A 15,937-nucleotide genomic window follows, 5' to 3' on the forward strand; every position below is an offset into this window, starting at 1 on the left:
TTACGCGGCGGGCGCCATCGTGGCGCCCCATGGCCGCAGCAACCGCACTACCCCCATCCCACGCTGAACCTTCGCCCGCGAGGCAAGGCACCGCCGCGCTGACCCTCGCGGCGCTCGGCGTGGTGTATGGCGACATCGGCACCAGCCCGCTGTACACCATCAAGGAAGTCTTCTCGCCCGCTACGGGCGTGCCGCTCAATCCCCAGACCCTCGTCGGCGCCGTCTCGGTCATCTTCTGGGCGCTGATGCTCGTGGTGACGCTGAAGTACGTCGCGCTCATCATGCGCGCCAGCAACGAAGGCGAGGGCGGCATCATGGCGTTGCTGGCGCTCGCGTCCCGCACGGTCGCGCAGCAGCCGGCGCTGCGGCGCAAGCTGTTGCTGCTCGGCGCGTTCGGCGCGTGCCTGTTCTATGGCGACAGCGTGCTGACCCCCGCGATCTCGGTGATGAGCGCGGTCGAAGGCCTGGAGATCGCGACGCCGGCGCTCAAGGCGTGGGTGCTGCCGATCTCGATCGGCATCCTGGTGGCGCTGTTCGTGGCGCAGCGCCACGGCACGGCGGTGGTGGGGCGATTCTTCGGCCCGGTCGTGGTGGTGTGGTTCGCCGTGATCGCCGCCGTCGGCGCGTGGCAGATCGCACAGGCGCCGCAGGTGCTGGCGGCCATCGATCCGCGCCATGCATGGCGCTTCCTCGCCGAGCGCGGCTGGGGCCTGTTCGCGGCCGTCGGCGCCGTGGTGCTGGCGATCACGGGGGCCGAGGCGCTCTATGCGGACATGGGCCATTTCGGCAAGCGCCCGATCCGCGTCGCGTGGAGCGCGCTCGTGCTGCCGGCGCTCGCCCTCAACTACGCGGGGCAGGGCGCCCTGCTGCTGCGCGACCCGAAAGCGCTGGAGAACCCGTTCTACCTGTCCTTCCCCCCGGCGCTGCTGGTGCCGGCCGTGGTCCTCGCGACCGCCGCGACCATCATCGCGTCGCAGGCCGTGATCTCGGGCGCATATTCGCTGACGCAGCAGGCCATCCAGCTGGGGCTGTGGCCGCGGATGCGCGTCGTGCACACCTCGGAGCGCGAGCGCGGGCAGATCTATGTCCCGTTCGTGAACTGGGCGCTGCTCGTGGCGGTAGTGCTGGCCTGCGTGGGCTTCGGCAACTCGTCGGCGATGGCCTCCGCCTACGGCATCGCGGTGACCGGCACGATGCTGATCACCACGGTGCTCACGTGGTTCGTCGTGCGCCGCGCCTGGGGCTTCCCGCTGTGGGTTTCGCTGCCGGCGACGGCCTTCTTCATCGCCCTCGACCTGTTGCTGGTGGTGTCGTGCGCGACGAAATTCATCGAAGGCGGCTGGTTCCCGGTGGTCCTCGCCGCCGCGCTGCTGGTGTTGATGGCGGCGTGGAACCGCGGCCGCCACCTGCTGGGAGAGACGATGAAAGACGAACTGCTCCCGCTGCCGGGCTTCGCCGCGGCGGTCGGCGTGGATTCGCACGTGTTGCGCGTCGATCGCACGGCCGTGTTCCTGTCGGCCGAGCCCGACGTCGTGCCGCAGGCCCTGCTGCACAACATGAAGCACAACCTCGTGCTGCACCGGCGCAACGTCATCCTCACGCTGCGATTCCACGAGGAGCCCTATGTCCCCGCGCAGCGGCGCATCGAGCTGCGCGAGGCCGGCCATGGTTTCTGGCAGGTCACGGCGCATTTCGGTTTCATGGACAAGCCCGACGTGCCGGCGGCGCTGGCCCTGTGCGCGGGGCAAGGGCTGGCGATAGACCCGTTCGCCACGTCGTACTTCCTCAGCCGCGAAACCATCGTGCCGCGCCCGCGGGCCGGCATGGCGCGCTGGCGCCAGAACCTGTTCGAGGCGATGTCGCGCAATTCGGGCCGCGCGGTGGACTACTTCGGCATCCCGGGTAACGCGGTGATCGAGCTGGGCACGCGCGTGCAGCTGTGAAGGCCGCTCAGCCGATCTCGCTGCGTGTGGCGGACCTTTGCTGCAAGTCAACGCTGTGATGCGAACAATGCATCACCCCGCCACGCCGCCGCGCGCCAGAATGGCGCACACCATGGATGCCGGCACCGACACCCTTCGAACCGCGTGGCAATTGCGGGCGCTGCGCACATCCGACCTCGAGCTGGTCTGCCGCCATCGCGAGCAGCTGTTCCTGGAAGCCGGCCGGGCACCGGCGCTCGTCGCGCAGATGCGGGCGCCGTTCCGCGAGTGGCTCCAGCGGCACTTCGCCGCCGGCACGTACGTCGGCTGGATCGCCGAGCGTGACGGCCGCGCGGCCGGCGGCGCCGGCTTCATCGAGCTGGATTGGCCGCCGCACACTTTCCATCCGGACCAGGCGCGGCGCGGGTACGTGCTGAACGTGTTCGTCGAGCCGGAATTCCGCGGCGCCGGCTGCGCCAAGGCGCTCATGCGCGCCGTCGAAAGCGAGATGCGTGCGCGTGGCATCGACTACTGCACGCTGCATGCCACCGACGCAGGGCGGCCGCTCTACGACGCGCTCGGCTGGAACGCCACCAACGAGATGGCGAAACGCCTGGGCTGACCTGGTGCAGCATCCAAGCAACGCCGGCACTTGTGGCGCGTGCGCGTTCGGCGCAGAATCGCGCCCAAGAACAAGCGAGACATGGCAACTGCGACGAAAGGGGGCTGCGGCCCCCTTTCGCATTTCCGCCTAGGACTTCTTGTCCGACCAGAGCTCGCCGCCCGTGGCCCAGTCGTGGCGCTTGATGTCGTAGAACAGGATGTCCACGGCCTGCGGCTGGCACTTCAGCACCTCGACGCAAGCCTGCGTGAGCGCGGTGGTCAGCTCGCGTTTCTGTTCGACGGTGCGTCCTTCCATCAGTTCGACGCGCAAGGTGGGCATGGCGGCTCCTCGGGTGTATAAATGCCTCGATTGTGCCCATGGCAGAGGGGTCGGACGGAATGAAGAAGTACCTGTGGATGCTCGCGGCCGCGGCATTCCCCTGGCTGTCGCACGCGCAAGGTCACATCGACGGCGTGTGGAAGACGGACGCGCGCTCCTTCACGGCACCCAGCAAGCCCTCCAGCTACCTGCTCAAGGACGGCCAGTACACCTGCTTCACGTGCGCGCCCAAGCTGAAGGTGAAGGCCGACGGCGCCGACCAGCCCGTGCCGGGCAATCCCTACCTCGATTCCATGGCCGTCAAGGTCATCGACGACGCCGCCGTGGAGATGACCGCGCGCAAGGGCGGCCGTGTGCTGTCCACGGGCAAGGTATCGGTGTCGGCGGACGGCAAGACGATGTTGCGCGAGATGCGGTACCAGGAGGCCAATGGCTCCTCCAGCAGCAGCACCGAGAAGCTCACGCGCGTGGGGCCGCCGCCGAAGGAGGCACACCCGATTTCCGGCACGTGGAAGTTCTCCAACTACGAGTGGCTGAGCGACGAGACGTCCACCTTCAAGACCGCGGCGGGCGTCCTGAGCATGAACGGCTCCGACGGCATGAGCTACGACGCGCCGCTGGACGGCACGCGCGTGCCGGTCAAGAACAGCCCGGGCACGGACATGGTCTCGGTGCGCTACAAGGGCGGCAGCACCTGGGAAGAAACCAGCTACCGCGGCAACAAGGTCATCTGGGTCAACACCCTGGTGGTGTCGCCCGACGGCGAGAAGATGAAGGTGACCTGGGACGACCGCGAGCGCGGCGTCAAGGGCACGTACACGATGTCGCGGCAGTGAGCACGCTCGCGTAGGGCGTGTACGCGATGCCGAGCTCGCGCTGCGCGAGCTCGCCGCGCAGGTGCAGGTGGCGCTCGAACACGCCCAGCAGCCCCGGCGGCAACGGGTCGGGCAGTGCCTTCGTCGCGCGCCCCGCTTTCTTCAGGACGATCTCCGCCACTTTCAGCGGCGGGCCGAGCAGCTTCGCATCCAGCTTGACGCGGCGCGCCGACAGGCGCGGCACGGGCGTCGCGCCGATGGCGAGCGCGAGGTCGGTGAAGTAGTCGTTCCAGCGCGGGCTGTCGGGCGCGGCCAGGTTGAAGACACGCGGCGTGCCGGGTGTCGCGGCGATGCGCAGCGACGCGATGACCGCCTGGCACACGTCGTCGACCGCGACCAAATTGGACCACCCGTCGCCCGCCGCGCCCAGGTCGCCCAGGCGCCCCGCGCGCAGGAGCCGGCCGATGCGGCCCACCCACAGCTCGCTGCCGGGGCCCCACACGCAGCCGGGGCGCAGCATGACGGCCTCGCCTTCGTAGTCGGCGATGATGTCCTCGGCCTCGCACTTGGCCTTCGCGTACCACCCGATCGACGGGTCGCGGGGCGAGGCTTCGGTCACCTCGCCTTCGAGCGCGCCGTACACCGACATCGTCGACAAATGCACGATGCGCGGGCGGCCCGAGCGCTCGGCCGCCTGCACCAGCACGCGCGCGCCCTGCGCGATGGCTTCGGCGCTGCCGGCCACGCAGTTCACCACCGCGTCCATGCCTTGCAGGGCGCGGGCCATCGAATCGAGGTCGGTCGTGTCGATGCCGCTGCGGCGCGACGCGACCACGGGCGTGGCCCCGCCCGCTTGCTCCAGCAGCGCGGCCAGGCGCGCGCCGATGTAGCCCGTGCCGCCGAGGACGAGAACCTTCATCACGCCAGCACCTCTTCGCCCACGACCGCCACGGCCTTGCGCGACAGGCGCTCGCCCAGGTGCCGGCCCAGCCGCAGCGACAGCGCGATGAGCGTGAGCGTGGGGTTGGCCTGGCTCGAAGTGGGGAAGGCCGCGCTGCCGGCCACGTACAGGTTGTTCACCGAGTGCACGCGGCAGTTGGCGTCAACCACGCTGGTGCGCGGGTCGCTGCCCATGCGCGCCGTGCCGATGTGGTGGCCGCCGTAGGCGCCGAAGCGCATCAGGTCTTCTTCCAGCGTCGCCGCGTCGTAGGTGAGCTCGCCCACGCCCGTGCGCTTCACTTCCTGCGCGATGAGGTCCAGCGTGCGGCGCACCGACTCGATGTCGTCGCTGCCGTAGTTCCAGTCCACGCGCAGCTGCGGCAGGCCGAGCGTGTCGCACTTGCCGCCCAGGGTCACCCGGCTGTGCGCGCGCGGGATCTGCTCGCCGTGCATCTCCAGGCTGAAGCGGTTGCTGCGGTTGCGCAGGATGACCGAGGGGAACTTGCGGTCGGCCAGCGTGCGCTTGGTGATCCAGTGCGCCAGGAACCCGCAGGTGTCGATGGGGTCGGACACCACGTTCCACAGGTGCCGCGCATGCAGGCCCAGCGTGGGCTCGGTGCCGTCGTTCAGCCGCTTGCCGTATTCGTAGCTGATGAACTTGCGCGCGAGGAACAGGCCCGACAACACGCCGTTGCGGTGGCGCGGGTCGGTGATGCGCGGGAAGTGCAGCCGCGCGACCGCGTTGGCCAGGCCGTGGCGGCGCTGCTCGTCCTCGCGGATGGCGATGCGGCGGCGGCAGTAGATGCCTTCGGGCGAGACCTCGTAGCCGTGGCGCACGTTGGCGGTGGGCCCGTGGATCACGAGCGAGCCGACGTTGCCCGCGATGTGGCACATGTAGTAGCGGCCGACCACGTCGTGTTCGTTGCCGATGCCCGCCGGGGCGACGTCGTTGGAGGCGAGCAACAGGCGCGCCGTCTCCAGCCCGCCGGCCGCGATCACGGTGCTGCGCGCCTCGATGAAAAAGCGCGTGCCTTCCAGCGTCGTCACCTCGACTTCGCGCACCGTGCGGCCATGCGGCACCAGTTTCAGGCCCGTGCAATTGGCGCCCAGTAGCACGCGGATGTCGCTGGCCACGCGCAGTCGGCGCGCGTAGCGGTGGCCGAAGTGGGTCGGGCAGGAAAAGCGCTCCAGGCCGTCGGTGCGCACCACGCTGCTCTCGAAGCCGCGGAACATGGGCGGCACGTCGCCGAACGCGTCCTTGTCGGTGTACGCGAAACGGCCCGCCTCGGCGAGCTTGTTGGCCTCGGGATAGAAGGGCGCCAGCTCGTCGATCGAGATCGGCCACCCGCTGCCGGGCACCCAGGCGCGCTTCTCGAAGTCGATGGCGTCGAAGGGCATGCAGCGGCCGCCCCAGATCGCCGTGGAGCCGCCGAAGCGGCGCTGGCGGTACTTGTCGGGCGGGCTGTGCAGCTTCTCGTCGGCGACTTCGCCGTCGTAGAGCGACTGCGTGGCCGCGTGCAGGTCGACCTGCCCGGATTCGAGCAGCACGATGTCCAGCCCCTGGCCGGACAGCGACAGCGCCAGCGAGATGCCGGCCGCGCCGGCGCCGACGATGCAGACGTCGGCCTTCAGCCGCGTCCCGTTGCCGATGCCGTTCGCATCCTGGATCACTCGGCCAGCTCCTGCGCCTGCGGCAGGTGCCCCGAGATGCCGAAGTGGCGCTGGTGCACGCGCGAGACGCTGGTGAAGAAGCGCTGAAGCGAGAACTGCTGCTCGTACAGGCGGCGGCCTGCGCGGCCCAGGCGCAGCAGCCGCTCGTCGTCGTTCAGCACGGTGCCCAGCGTCTCGGCGAGCTTGCCCGCATCGCCGACGGGCACGAAGCAGGCGTTCTCGCCGTCGGTGAGCACCGTGGGCAGTTCGCCCACCGGCGTGCACACCACGGCGACGCCGCGGCCCAGCGCCTCCAGCACCACCAGCGGGAGCACCTCGTCGTGCGAGGGCAGCACCAGCAGGTCGGACTTCGCCAGCAGCTCGTCCACCTTCTCCTGGTCGCACCAGCCCGCGAACTTCACGAAGGAGGAGATGCCCAGCGCGTTGGCCATGGTTTCGTAGCGCGCGATGTCGCCGTTGCCGGCCAGCGTGACTTCGACCTTCTCGCGGTCCAGCGGCGCGAGGGCCAGAGCCTGCAGCAGGTCCGACACGCCCTTGGGTTCGCACAGGCGCCCCACGAACAGCGCGCGGCGGATGCCGTCGGCGGCGATCCGGCGCTCGGGCGCCTGCGCCGGGCCGGGCACGCCGTTGATCACGATGTCCACCTTCTTCGGGTTCACGCCGAGCTCCTCGACGACGAACTTGCGCGGGCCGGAGCCGATGACGATCACGGTGGAAGCCAGCGAGAACATCCAGCGCACCACGTCCTGCGCGAAGAGCGGCAGGGAGCGGTAGAAGGTCTTGGTCTGCGCATGCAGGTGGATGACCACGGGCACGCGCAGCACGAAGCAGGTCGTGACGATCAGGCCCTTGCGCACCATCGACAGGCGCTCGGCCATGTTGACGTGCACGCCGGCCAGGCCGCCCGAGAGCTTGCCGCGGGCGATCTGCCAGAGCGCCTTGCCCAGCGAGATGAAGGACGTCCACGCCTTCCCGGGCCCGCGCGTGTCGAGCGGGCGCAGCTGCGCGGCGTGCTCGGGGGTGTCGGGCGCCTGCGCCTGGATCAGGTAGTCGGCCACCTTGTACATGCCGCCGCCCGCCGGCGACCAGGGCACGGCGATGTAGATGAAGCGATCGGTGTGCGCGGCCTGCGCCGGCAGCACGAGGGTTTCGGTATCGATGGGGGTCGGTTGGGTCATTTCGGGGTTCAGGCGTGGCTCTGGCGGCGTTCGGCTTCGGTGACCTGCGGCGGTTCGTGCAGCACCACGCTGGCGATGCGCGAGCGCGGCGGCACGCGGCGGCGCAGGAGGCCCTGCACGAGGCCGGCGGCGTTGAAGCACCACGACACCACGGAGTAGGTGGCGCGGGCGATGGACCGTTTCTTCACGGCCATCGCGGCGAAGGGGAAGGCGGCGATCGCGGCGAAGGCGATCGCGCGCGCGGCCAGGGGGATGGGCCAGAAGAGGACGCTGGCCAGCACCGCCCACCACACGAGCACGGCGGTGTAGATGCGCAGCTCGCGCAGGTTGCGCAGCACCAGCTTCAGGTGCGGGCGGCCGATGGCGCCGCGCACCAGCTCGCCCAGGCCGCAGACGTACTTGGAGCGCCAGCGGCGGCGCAGCAGCGCATAAGGCGGGGCGTCGTGGCCGTAGTGCGTGACCGAGGGCACCGGCAGGCGGAACAGCTTCCAGCCCATGGCCCGCAGCCGCGCGCCGACGTCGAATTCCTCGTAGCTGTGCAGGTTGCGGTCGCAGAAGTAGCCCGACTCCTCGATCGCCAGGCGCCGGTACAGGCCGCCGCCGTCGAGGCGGTCCACCTCGCCGGGCTGCAGGTGCGAATGGTTGCGCAGGGCGCGCTCGCGATATTCGAGGCTTTCGGTATTCAGCTCGACCAGCCGGCCGCTGACGCCGCCCGCTTCGGGGTGCTGCGCGAGGAACGAGAGGGCTTCCTCGAGGAAGCCCTCGACCATCTTCATGTCGCCGTCGAGGATGTAGACGTACTCGCCGCGTGCGTGCTGGTAGCCCAGTTGCGGGCCGGCGCCGCAGCAGCGCTCGGCCGCGTTGGCGAACTGCACGATGCGGATCGGGTACTGCGAGGCGAGCTCCACCGTGCGGTCGCTCGAGCAGCTGTCGGCCAGGATCACCTCGCCGCCCACGCGCGCCACGGCGGCCAGGCTGCTTTCGATGGCGGCGGCGATGTTCTTCTCTTCGTTCAGCGCCTTGATGACGATGGAGACGGTGCACATGGTCATGGGAGCGTCCCCTGCTGCGCGAAGGCTTCGGCGGCACGCAGGCGCCAGCGCTGCCAGGCGCCGGCCAACTGCGCCGGCACCATCAGCATGCAGAACGTGATCTGCCAGCGGCGGCCCGTGGCGGCATAGCGCGCGTCCCACAGCCACTTGAGCGCCTCGCGGCGCTTGCCGGCGGCCAGTGCGTCGCGCGCGATGGTGATGCTCTGCTGCGCCACGAACCACAGCGCCGAGTGGCGGTGGCGCGCCGGAATCTCGCCACGCAGCGCGCGGTCGCGCATGCGGTGCAGGAAGGGCGCGAGCGTGTCGAAGCGGCCCTTGCCCGTCAGCGAACCGGCCACGTCCATGCGGTAGGCGGCCAGCGGCGCGTGCACCAGCGCCAGGGGCGTTTCGTCGGCGACGCGGAACCACACGTCCAGGTCCTCGCCGAACGATTCGCCCACCGCGAAGCACGGCTGCATCGCCTTCAGCCGCGACGCCCGCACGGCGACGCTGCTGGTGAAGAAGGGATGGTTGCGCATCCAGCGCGTGCGCAGGTCGTCCACCAGCTCGATCTCGCAGAAGGCTTCGGGCAGGACCCATGCGTCGGGTTCGGAGGTGGCGGAATCCATCTTCACGAAGCCGGTGGCGAGCATGTCGGCCTCGGGGCACGCCAGGTGCGCCTTGACCAGGTGCGCCAGGTACTCGGGGTGCTGCCAGTCGTCGGCGTCGAGGAAGGCGATCCAGTCGCCCGTGGCCAGCTCGATGCCGTGGTTGCGCGCGGCGGAGACGCCGGCGTTCTTCTGGCGCACCACGCGCACGCGCGCGTCGCCGATGCCTTCGACGATCTCGGCGCTGCCGTCGGTGGAGCCGTCGTCCACGACGATGACCTCGTGCACCGGCGTGGACTGGGCCAGCGCCGAACGCACGGCCGCCTCGATGTAGCGCGCCTTGTTGTACAGCGGGATGACGACGGAGAATTTCATGCGGGCACCCCGTAGGCGGGCCGCGCGCGCGGCGCCGGTTGCGGCACGTTCATCGACGCGGCGGCGGAGAGCGTCACCACCAGCAGCAGGTGGCCGACCAGCTCGATGCCGTAGCCGAAGAGCATCAGCGGCACTTCGCTCATCGCGCGCAGGGCCAGCGCGATGAACAGCGCCACGCTCAGGCCGCCGGTGCGGCGCGCGTACTTGAGCGACAGGCCGAGCAGCACGAGGGAGTAGGCGACGAGGGCGAGCGCGCCGACGCTGCCGGAGCGGGCGAGGGTGTCCATGAACTGGTTGTGCGCGTTGGTCGCGTTGGGCATGCCGATGGCCATGCGGAATTCGTCGTCGAAGAGGCCCGGGCCGTAGCCGAACAGCTTGTGCGAGCTCCACTGTTCCCAGGCCACCGCCCAGATCTGGTCGCGGCCGGTCATCGTCATGAGCTGTGCGCCCTGGTCGGTGTCGAGGAAGCCCTTGACCACGCCGCCGATGTCGGCGAAGAGCGCGAGGGCCAGCACCGCGGCGCCGGCCACCATCACCATCAGGCACACGGCGATGCCGAAGGCGCCTTCGCGCGGGTCGGACAGGCGCTTCCACATCGTCGGCGCATTGCGGATCGTGAACATCGTCATCGAGCAAAGCATGAAAGCGATCCAGGCCGTCTTCGACTGCGCGAAGAAGAGCACGCCCAGCCCCAGCACCCAGGCCATCACGTTGACCCACTTGGTGCCGTAGGGGCGCGCCCACAGCAGCAGCAAGGCCATCTGCGCGTACATGCCCATGGCCACCGGGTGCGGCGCGACGCCGCCCAGGCGCGGCACGCCGGGCAACAGGCCCTGCGTGTACGACTCGTCGAGCACCAGCGTGGGCCACAGCGGCACCAGCACCACGCTCAGGAGCAGCAGCGCGAACAGCGTGCTGCGCACCGTGTCGACGACCTTGCCGATCTCCTGCGTGGTGACCAGCAGCGCGGCGAAGCCGATGACCAGCGCGTACGTGTACTCGTGCGACACCTGCTTGTGCGCGCCCAGCAGCGCCGGCGAGGCGACCGTGCACGCCCAGTAGGCGACGTAGGTCCAGGCCAGGGGCAGCGACGGCACGGGGCGGCGATGGCCGAAGTGGTAGGCGATGCGCTCGATGGAGATGAGCAGCAGCACCACCGACAGCGCGCGCTGCAGCCAGGGCATCAGCGCCGAGCGGCTGCCCTGCGCCATGCCGGCCAGTTCGGCGAAGACCATCGACAGGTCGCGTCCCGACAGCAGCACGTCGACGGCGGCGAACCCCAGCATCAGGGGCAGCACCCAGTTCATGTAGCCGTTTTCTCGAAGCAGTTTCATGCGGCGGTTCCACCCCGGGGGGCCAGGCGCGGGCCGAACACCGGCACCACGCGCGACAGGGCCGTCTGCGCATCGCGGCCGAGCGCTTCCGGCTTGAAGACAAGGACGGCCAGCATCGCGAGCCCCGCGGCGATGCCGCCGGCGAAGAGGGCCACGAGCGGCGAAGCCGTCCACGAGGAAACTTCCTGCGCCGTGAAGACGGCCAGCGCGCACAGCACCGACAGGCCCACGCCGCGGCCCAGGTCACGCGCGAGCACGCTCCAGCGCAGGTCGAGCGCGCGCAGCGTCGCGGCGACGATCACGATGGCGCGCGCGAAGATCACGACGCACGAGACGGTGGCGATGCCGCGCACGCCGCCCGGCGCGAAATACCACCAAGCGGGCGCGGCCAGCGCCAGCAGCGGCAGCTGCAGGCGGTATTCGTACTCGCGCCGGTTGGTGTTCCACAGCACCGGCGTCGACAGGCCCCAGCAGGCCCACGCGGGCAGGCACAGGAACATCACGGCCAGCACCCAGGCCGATTCCAGCCATTGCACGCCGTAGAGCAGCCGCACGAGGTCCCACGACAGCATCGCCATCACGACGGCGGCGGGCATCGCGAGCACCAGGATGCACGCGATCGCCAGCACCCAGCCCTGCGCGAGCCGCGCGCGGTCGTCCTGCAGCTTGGCGCCGGTGGCGACGAAGGCCGGCTGCAGCGCGCCGACCAGCAGCTGGTTGGGGATGGACGCGAGGTTGTACGCCAGCGTGAAGATGCCGACGGCGTGCGCGTTGAGGACTCGGCCGATGATCACGCGGTCCAGGTTGCCCAGCAGCCAGTTCACCACGTTGGTGAGGAACACGGCCTTGCCGGTGGACAGCGCCTCGCCGCCGTGCTCGTGACGGAAGAGCGGCTTCACCGGGTGCGGCTTGGCGCGGTAGGTGAGCACCAGCGCGACGCCGGCCTGCACGACGCACGCAACCCCGAGCGCGGTCGCGCCGTAGCCTTGCAGCGCCATGGGCACGCCGACCGCGAGGTAGCCGGCGGCGTAGCTCCACAGCTGGATCAGGCCGAGGCGGCGGAAGTCCAGGTCACGCTGCAGCAGGTAGGTGGCGGGCGCCGCGGCGGCCATGAACAGGCTGGCCAGCGACAGCAGCTGCACCATGCCCTCGACGCGCGCGTCGCCGAAGAAGCGCGCGAGCCACGGTGCGGCGGCGAACATCGCGGCGGCGGAAGCCAGGCCCGCGATCATCTGCCACGTGAACGAGAAGCGGATGTCCTCCTTCGTCACCGCGGGCTGCAGCATCAGGCTGTAGCTGAAGCTCGCGCCCGACAGGAACCCGACGAAGGTGAGCACGGCCAGGCCGATGCCGTACACGCCGAAGTTGCCCGGCCCGAGCAGGCGCGCGAGCGCCACCTGGGCGGCGAACTGGAGGACGAAGCGGGCGACCGTCGTCAACGCACTCCACTTGAGCGCGCGTTCGGCGAGCGCCGCGACTGCGGCGTGGGTCATGCGTCTCGTGAGCCGTAACGACGAAGGGCGATGCCCGACATCAGCGCCAAAGCGGCAAGGAGCATCGCGGCGCCGCCGCGGTGCGGGTGGTCGTCGCCGGGCTGCTGCGCGCCGCGGGCGGAGACGGAGTCGCGCGCCGCGGGCGGCGCGTCGTCGCGCGTGCCGGCGGCGGCGGCCTTGATCAATTCCCCGCCGGGGCGGGCTGCATTCTGCGGTGCCTGCGCGGTGCGCGCGGAAACGTTCACGATGGGCGTCGCCTGCGCCTCGGTGGAGGCCGGCGTCGCGACACATTGGGCGGCTGCGGCTTGCGCAAGAATGCAGAGCACGATGGCTGTGACTTCGCGTTGCATCATTACTCTCCTGGCAAGGTTTGCGATCGATTCTGCGTCACGTATTTCACGTGCGGCGCACTGTTGGCCCGATGGAGCTATGCAGGTTTTCGGGAGGGAAAACATGGCGTTGGCGCGGGTCCTGCGCATGTGCTTGCTGCGGTGCACGGATGGTAGGGAGCCTCAGCGGCGCGCCCTGTAGGACTGCTGCCTCTTTGCCCCCCCTCCGCCGACGACAAATCGGGGGTTGGTGACAGGGCGCACACGGCGCCCTTTCCGCTCAGGGATTGGCGGCCTGCACCTGCGTGGAAACCTGCGGCCGCGCGAGCCAGCGGCGGGTCCACTCGCGGCCCGGAACTTCCACGTAACGGTAGGTCAGCGCGCTGCCCGCGAGCGTCATCGCCACGACGAGCAAGTAGAAGAACGTGCCTTCGAGGCCGTTGCGGCCGTACGCCATGGTCCATTGACCGTCGGGCAGCGGCATCGCCGTCCACAGGTCCAGGTGCGTCACGCGCTTGACCACCATCGGCAGGATGAGCACGAAGAAGAAGTGCGTGAGGTAGATCGAGTAGGACACCGTGCCCAGCCATTTGAGCGGGCGCGAGTGGAAGATGCGGCTGACCAGGCCGCCTTCGGCCGCGAAGATGAGCACGGCGGCCGCGAAGACGAAAGGCGCCATGAACGACATCGGTGAAGTGCCCGCGGCGGCGACGAAGGCGACGACCGCAAAGACGATCGCCACCTCGACCATGGTCATGGTCGCGCGCCCGGGCGAGTGCGCATACGGCGCGACCAGCGCGTAGATGCGGCAGCAGGCCACGCCCAGCGCGAAGCCGAAGATGCAGCGGATGAAGCCCCAGTCGAAGGTGGTGTCCATGCCCGACTTCGACAGCGCCGCGAGCGCGAGCGGCGCGACGAGGGCCGTTGCCAGCAGCATCCAGTTGCGCATGCCCAGCCACGCGCACACCAGCGCGAACGCCACATAGGTCCACATCTCGGTGCTGATCGACCAGGCGGGCCCGTTCCACGTGAGGCTGTCGTGCACGCCCATGCTTTGCAGCAGGAACAGGTTGCTGATGACCGCCGAGGGCGAATTGGGGCCGGTGAACACGCCGTCCGAGTGCGCCAGCGCACGCAGCGTCTCGAAGGCGACGAAACACAGCAGCATGAACAGGTGCAGCGGGTACACGCGCCCCAAGCGCAGGATGAGGAAGCGGCGCACGCCCTGCCAGTCGTCCAGGCGCGTCTGGTAGTTCCACGCGATGACGAAACCCGAGAGCACGAAGAAGAAATCGACGAACAGGTAGCTGTGGCGCACGAGGGCGTTCGTGTACAGCGGGCTGTAGCCGTGGAAGTGGAAGAGCACCACGAGGCACGCGCACACGCCCCGCCAGCCATCGAGGGCTTCGAAACGGTTGGTCGTGCGCGGGGGGGCCTGCATGTGCATTGCGGTTGCGAAACGATTCTTCCACCGTTCACCCGTGCCCGGGTGCGGCCCTGGCTCCTTCGGGCTGTGGCGTCCTTGTCCTACACCTGCGAAATGTCGGGCTGCCTACATTGGGTTGGAATGGAGAAGACCATGCGTTACAGCCGCAGCGAACATGCGCGCGTCCAGGCCCTGCAGCAGGAAGTGCAGCGGGCCGAGGGCGACTACCAGCGCCTGCGCGCGGCGTACCTGGAGATCGCGCGCAACGAGCCCGGCCACGAGGTGGCCCTGGCGATGATCGGCGCCGACATGGACCGCGCGCACGCGCACCTGCAGGCCCTCATCGGGCTGCCGCGCCTGCCCTTCACGCACGAGCCGAGCACCGTGGTGCGCCGCGAGGCGCAGCGGCTCGCGCAGGAAACCGAAGACAACCACTGAGCCGTCGTGATCCCCTACGACGTCGACCCCAGCCTGCACAGCACGCAGCCGAACGAGCCGGTGCTGGACGACGGCTTCTCGCCGCCGGGCAAGGACGAGGCTTCCACCGCGCAGAAACCGCCGGGCGAGCCGGTGCTGCCGGACAAGAGCGACTTCTAGGCGCGGCGATGGCCACCCATCCCGTCGAGCCCGAGCCGGCGGCGCCGGATTCCGAACCCTCGGCCCCCAATCCCTCGCACCTGCCGGTCGAACCCGAATTCGCGCCGACCCTGCCGCCGGACGCCGACGACCCGCACGCGAAACCGCCCACCCTTTGAGGACCCACCGATGAAGAACACGACGCAGCCCGGCATCACGCCGCCCGTTCCGGGGCAGCACAAGGAAGAGCCCGAGTTCCGCAGCGAGGACGACATTCCCTCCGACGACGACAAGGCTTCGGCATCGGACAGCCGCGACGCGGACCCCAAGCCCGAGCGCGGCGAACGCGACGACTGAGGGGCACAATGGGCGCATGACGAACGCGACGCCGCCTGCTTCGCCTCCGCCCGAGCAGCCCAACCCCGAGCCGCTGGAGAAACCCGCCGATCCCGAGAAGCGCGGCATGCCCAGCCCGCCGACGCCGCCCGAGCACGAGCACCCGAAGCAGCCCTAGAGCATCTGCTGCGGGTCGTCTTCGGCCACCGGCAGCGGCGTCGCCTTCGCCAGCGCCATCCACACGCCGAACGGCAAGCCATTGCGCGCACGCCGCGGGGCCTGCCGCACGACGGCCAGGCGACCGTTTTCCAGCACCATCACGCCGCACTCCGCCGGCACTTCGTCGGCTTCGGCGATGCAGCGGCCGCGCGCGTCGCAACCCAGCACGTACCAGCACTCGCCCAGGTCCAGGTAGGCCGCGCGCTTGGCTTCGTTCTTCAGGTCCGACAGCAAGTCCGCGCGGCGCACCTTCACCTCGTGCACGATGGGATCGACGTAGGTTGCCACCGAGGTGTTGCGGATCGAGAAGACGTCCGGGCGCGCCATGCACCAGCGCAAGGGGCTGTCGGCTTCGTCGCTGGGCACCTGCGCGCGCAGCGACAGGTTGCGCCAGGCGACGCGGCCGGCGCGGCTCATCTCCTGCGCGACGCGTTCGACGAGGGCCTCGTGCGCATCGAACGCACGGCGGTTGGCTTTCAGCGCGTTGGCAATGAGCTGCACGCCGGCATCCGTGACGCGCAGCGACTCGTGGCCGCTGCGCGCGCGCTCACGGCTGAGCAGGCCGGCGGCGAGCAGCTCGATCTCCAGCGGGTCTTGCATGGGCCACCCGGCGGAGCGGTAGATCTCGCGCAGGCGGCGCGCGTGGGCCTTCCCGAAGGGGATGGGCTGCGGCGAGGCGGGGACTGCTTCCATGGGCGCGCAAAGGGAAAAGTGTAGCGGTGCCGTAGGCAGGCTCCCACCC

19 protein-coding genes are annotated in these 15,937 nt (G+C 69.9%); 8 read left to right on the forward strand and 11 right to left on the reverse strand.

What is annotated here, in order from left to right; genetic code table 11:
- Window positions 1-29 precede the first annotated feature (29 nt).
- Window positions 30-1,943, forward strand: a complete 1,914-nt coding sequence (locus tag WG903_RS08660) for a potassium transporter Kup (protein WP_340074312.1) — start codon at window positions 30-32, stop codon at window positions 1,941-1,943.
- A 112-nt stretch (window positions 1,944-2,055) separates the two neighbouring features.
- Window positions 2,056-2,544, forward strand: a complete 489-nt coding sequence (locus WG903_RS08665) for a GNAT family N-acetyltransferase (protein ID WP_340074314.1) — start codon at window positions 2,056-2,058, stop codon at window positions 2,542-2,544.
- A 129-nt stretch (window positions 2,545-2,673) separates the two neighbouring features.
- On the opposite strand, the gene WG903_RS08670 is transcribed toward WG903_RS08665, so the two are convergent.
- Entirely contained in the window at window positions 2,674-2,865 is a 192-nt protein-coding gene (locus WG903_RS08670) for a 4-oxalocrotonate tautomerase (RefSeq protein ID WP_340074316.1), read from the reverse strand.
- A 59-nt stretch (window positions 2,866-2,924) separates the two neighbouring features.
- Between WG903_RS08670 and WG903_RS08675 the strand changes: the two genes are divergently transcribed.
- The gene (locus tag WG903_RS08675) at window positions 2,925-3,701 is read left to right on the forward strand and encodes a hypothetical protein (protein ID WP_340074318.1); all 777 of its coding nucleotides are present in this window, start codon (window positions 2,925-2,927) and stop codon (window positions 3,699-3,701) included.
- Here the strand turns inward: WG903_RS08675 and WG903_RS08680 are convergent.
- The 9 genes from WG903_RS08680 to WG903_RS08720 all read right to left on the reverse strand — a co-directional run bounded on the left by WG903_RS08680 (window position 3,670) and on the right by WG903_RS08720 (window position 14,079).
- Entirely contained in the window at window positions 3,670-4,599 is a 930-nt protein-coding gene (locus WG903_RS08680; protein WP_340074320.1) for an NAD-dependent epimerase/dehydratase family protein, read from the reverse strand. The two genes, WG903_RS08675 and WG903_RS08680, sit on opposite strands and share 32 nt — an antisense overlap.
- Window positions 4,599-6,290, reverse strand: a complete 1,692-nt coding sequence (locus WG903_RS08685) for a GMC family oxidoreductase (RefSeq protein WP_340074323.1) — start codon at window positions 6,288-6,290, stop codon at window positions 4,599-4,601. The genes WG903_RS08680 and WG903_RS08685 overlap by 1 nt, the downstream gene beginning before the upstream one ends.
- Window positions 6,287-7,468, reverse strand: coding sequence for a glycosyltransferase family 4 protein (locus WG903_RS08690; protein WP_340074325.1), 1,182 nt, complete (start codon window positions 7,466-7,468; stop codon window positions 6,287-6,289). The genes WG903_RS08685 and WG903_RS08690 overlap by 4 nt, the downstream gene beginning before the upstream one ends.
- A gap of 8 nt (window positions 7,469-7,476) precedes the next feature.
- Entirely contained in the window at window positions 7,477-8,520 is a 1,044-nt protein-coding gene (locus WG903_RS08695; protein WP_340074327.1) for a glycosyltransferase family 2 protein, read from the reverse strand.
- Window positions 8,517-9,482, reverse strand: a complete 966-nt coding sequence (locus WG903_RS08700) for a glycosyltransferase family 2 protein (protein WP_340074329.1) — start codon at window positions 9,480-9,482, stop codon at window positions 8,517-8,519. Before WG903_RS08700 ends, WG903_RS08695 begins: the two co-directional genes overlap by 4 nt.
- Window positions 9,479-10,816, reverse strand: a complete 1,338-nt coding sequence (locus tag WG903_RS08705) for an O-antigen ligase family protein (protein WP_340074331.1) — start codon at window positions 10,814-10,816, stop codon at window positions 9,479-9,481. The genes WG903_RS08700 and WG903_RS08705 overlap by 4 nt, the downstream gene beginning before the upstream one ends.
- Window positions 10,813-12,309 (reverse strand): oligosaccharide flippase family protein, encoded by a 1,497-nt coding sequence (locus WG903_RS08710; protein ID WP_340074333.1) that lies wholly within the window; start codon window positions 12,307-12,309, stop codon window positions 10,813-10,815. Before WG903_RS08710 ends, WG903_RS08705 begins: the two co-directional genes overlap by 4 nt.
- On the reverse strand, window positions 12,306-12,659 hold the full coding sequence (locus tag WG903_RS08715) for a hypothetical protein (RefSeq protein WP_340074335.1): 354 nt from the start codon (window positions 12,657-12,659) through the stop codon (window positions 12,306-12,308). The genes WG903_RS08710 and WG903_RS08715 overlap by 4 nt, the downstream gene beginning before the upstream one ends.
- A gap of 259 nt (window positions 12,660-12,918) precedes the next feature.
- On the reverse strand, window positions 12,919-14,079 hold the full coding sequence (locus WG903_RS08720; RefSeq protein WP_340074337.1) for an acyltransferase family protein: 1,161 nt from the start codon (window positions 14,077-14,079) through the stop codon (window positions 12,919-12,921).
- 138 nt (window positions 14,080-14,217) lie between these two features.
- Between WG903_RS08720 and WG903_RS08725 the strand changes: the two genes are divergently transcribed.
- The 5 genes from WG903_RS08725 to WG903_RS08745 are packed head-to-tail and all read left to right on the forward strand — an operon-like array spanning window position 14,218 to window position 15,154.
- On the forward strand, window positions 14,218-14,502 hold the full coding sequence (locus tag WG903_RS08725; RefSeq protein ID WP_340074339.1) for a hypothetical protein: 285 nt from the start codon (window positions 14,218-14,220) through the stop codon (window positions 14,500-14,502).
- Between the two features lie 6 nt (window positions 14,503-14,508).
- Window positions 14,509-14,661, forward strand: a complete 153-nt coding sequence (locus WG903_RS08730) for a hypothetical protein (protein ID WP_340074341.1) — start codon at window positions 14,509-14,511, stop codon at window positions 14,659-14,661.
- Window positions 14,662-14,669: 8 nt separating this feature from the next.
- Complete coding sequence (locus WG903_RS08735; RefSeq protein ID WP_340074343.1) at window positions 14,670-14,819, forward strand: stereocilin; 150 nt, start codon at window positions 14,670-14,672, stop codon at window positions 14,817-14,819.
- 10 nt (window positions 14,820-14,829) lie between these two features.
- Window positions 14,830-14,997, forward strand: a complete 168-nt coding sequence (locus WG903_RS08740; RefSeq protein WP_340074345.1) for a hypothetical protein — start codon at window positions 14,830-14,832, stop codon at window positions 14,995-14,997.
- A 16-nt stretch (window positions 14,998-15,013) separates the two neighbouring features.
- The gene (locus tag WG903_RS08745; protein WP_340074347.1) at window positions 15,014-15,154 is read left to right on the forward strand and encodes a hypothetical protein; all 141 of its coding nucleotides are present in this window, start codon (window positions 15,014-15,016) and stop codon (window positions 15,152-15,154) included.
- Here the strand turns inward: WG903_RS08745 and WG903_RS08750 are convergent.
- Window positions 15,151-15,888, reverse strand: a complete 738-nt coding sequence (locus WG903_RS08750; RefSeq protein ID WP_340074349.1) for a hypothetical protein — start codon at window positions 15,886-15,888, stop codon at window positions 15,151-15,153. The genes WG903_RS08745 and WG903_RS08750 overlap by 4 nt on opposite strands.
- Window positions 15,889-15,937 lie beyond the last annotated feature (49 nt).

The sequence above is a fragment of the Ramlibacter sp. PS4R-6 genome, from assembly GCF_037572775.1.
Classification (GTDB): domain Bacteria; phylum Pseudomonadota; class Gammaproteobacteria; order Burkholderiales; family Burkholderiaceae_C; genus Ramlibacter.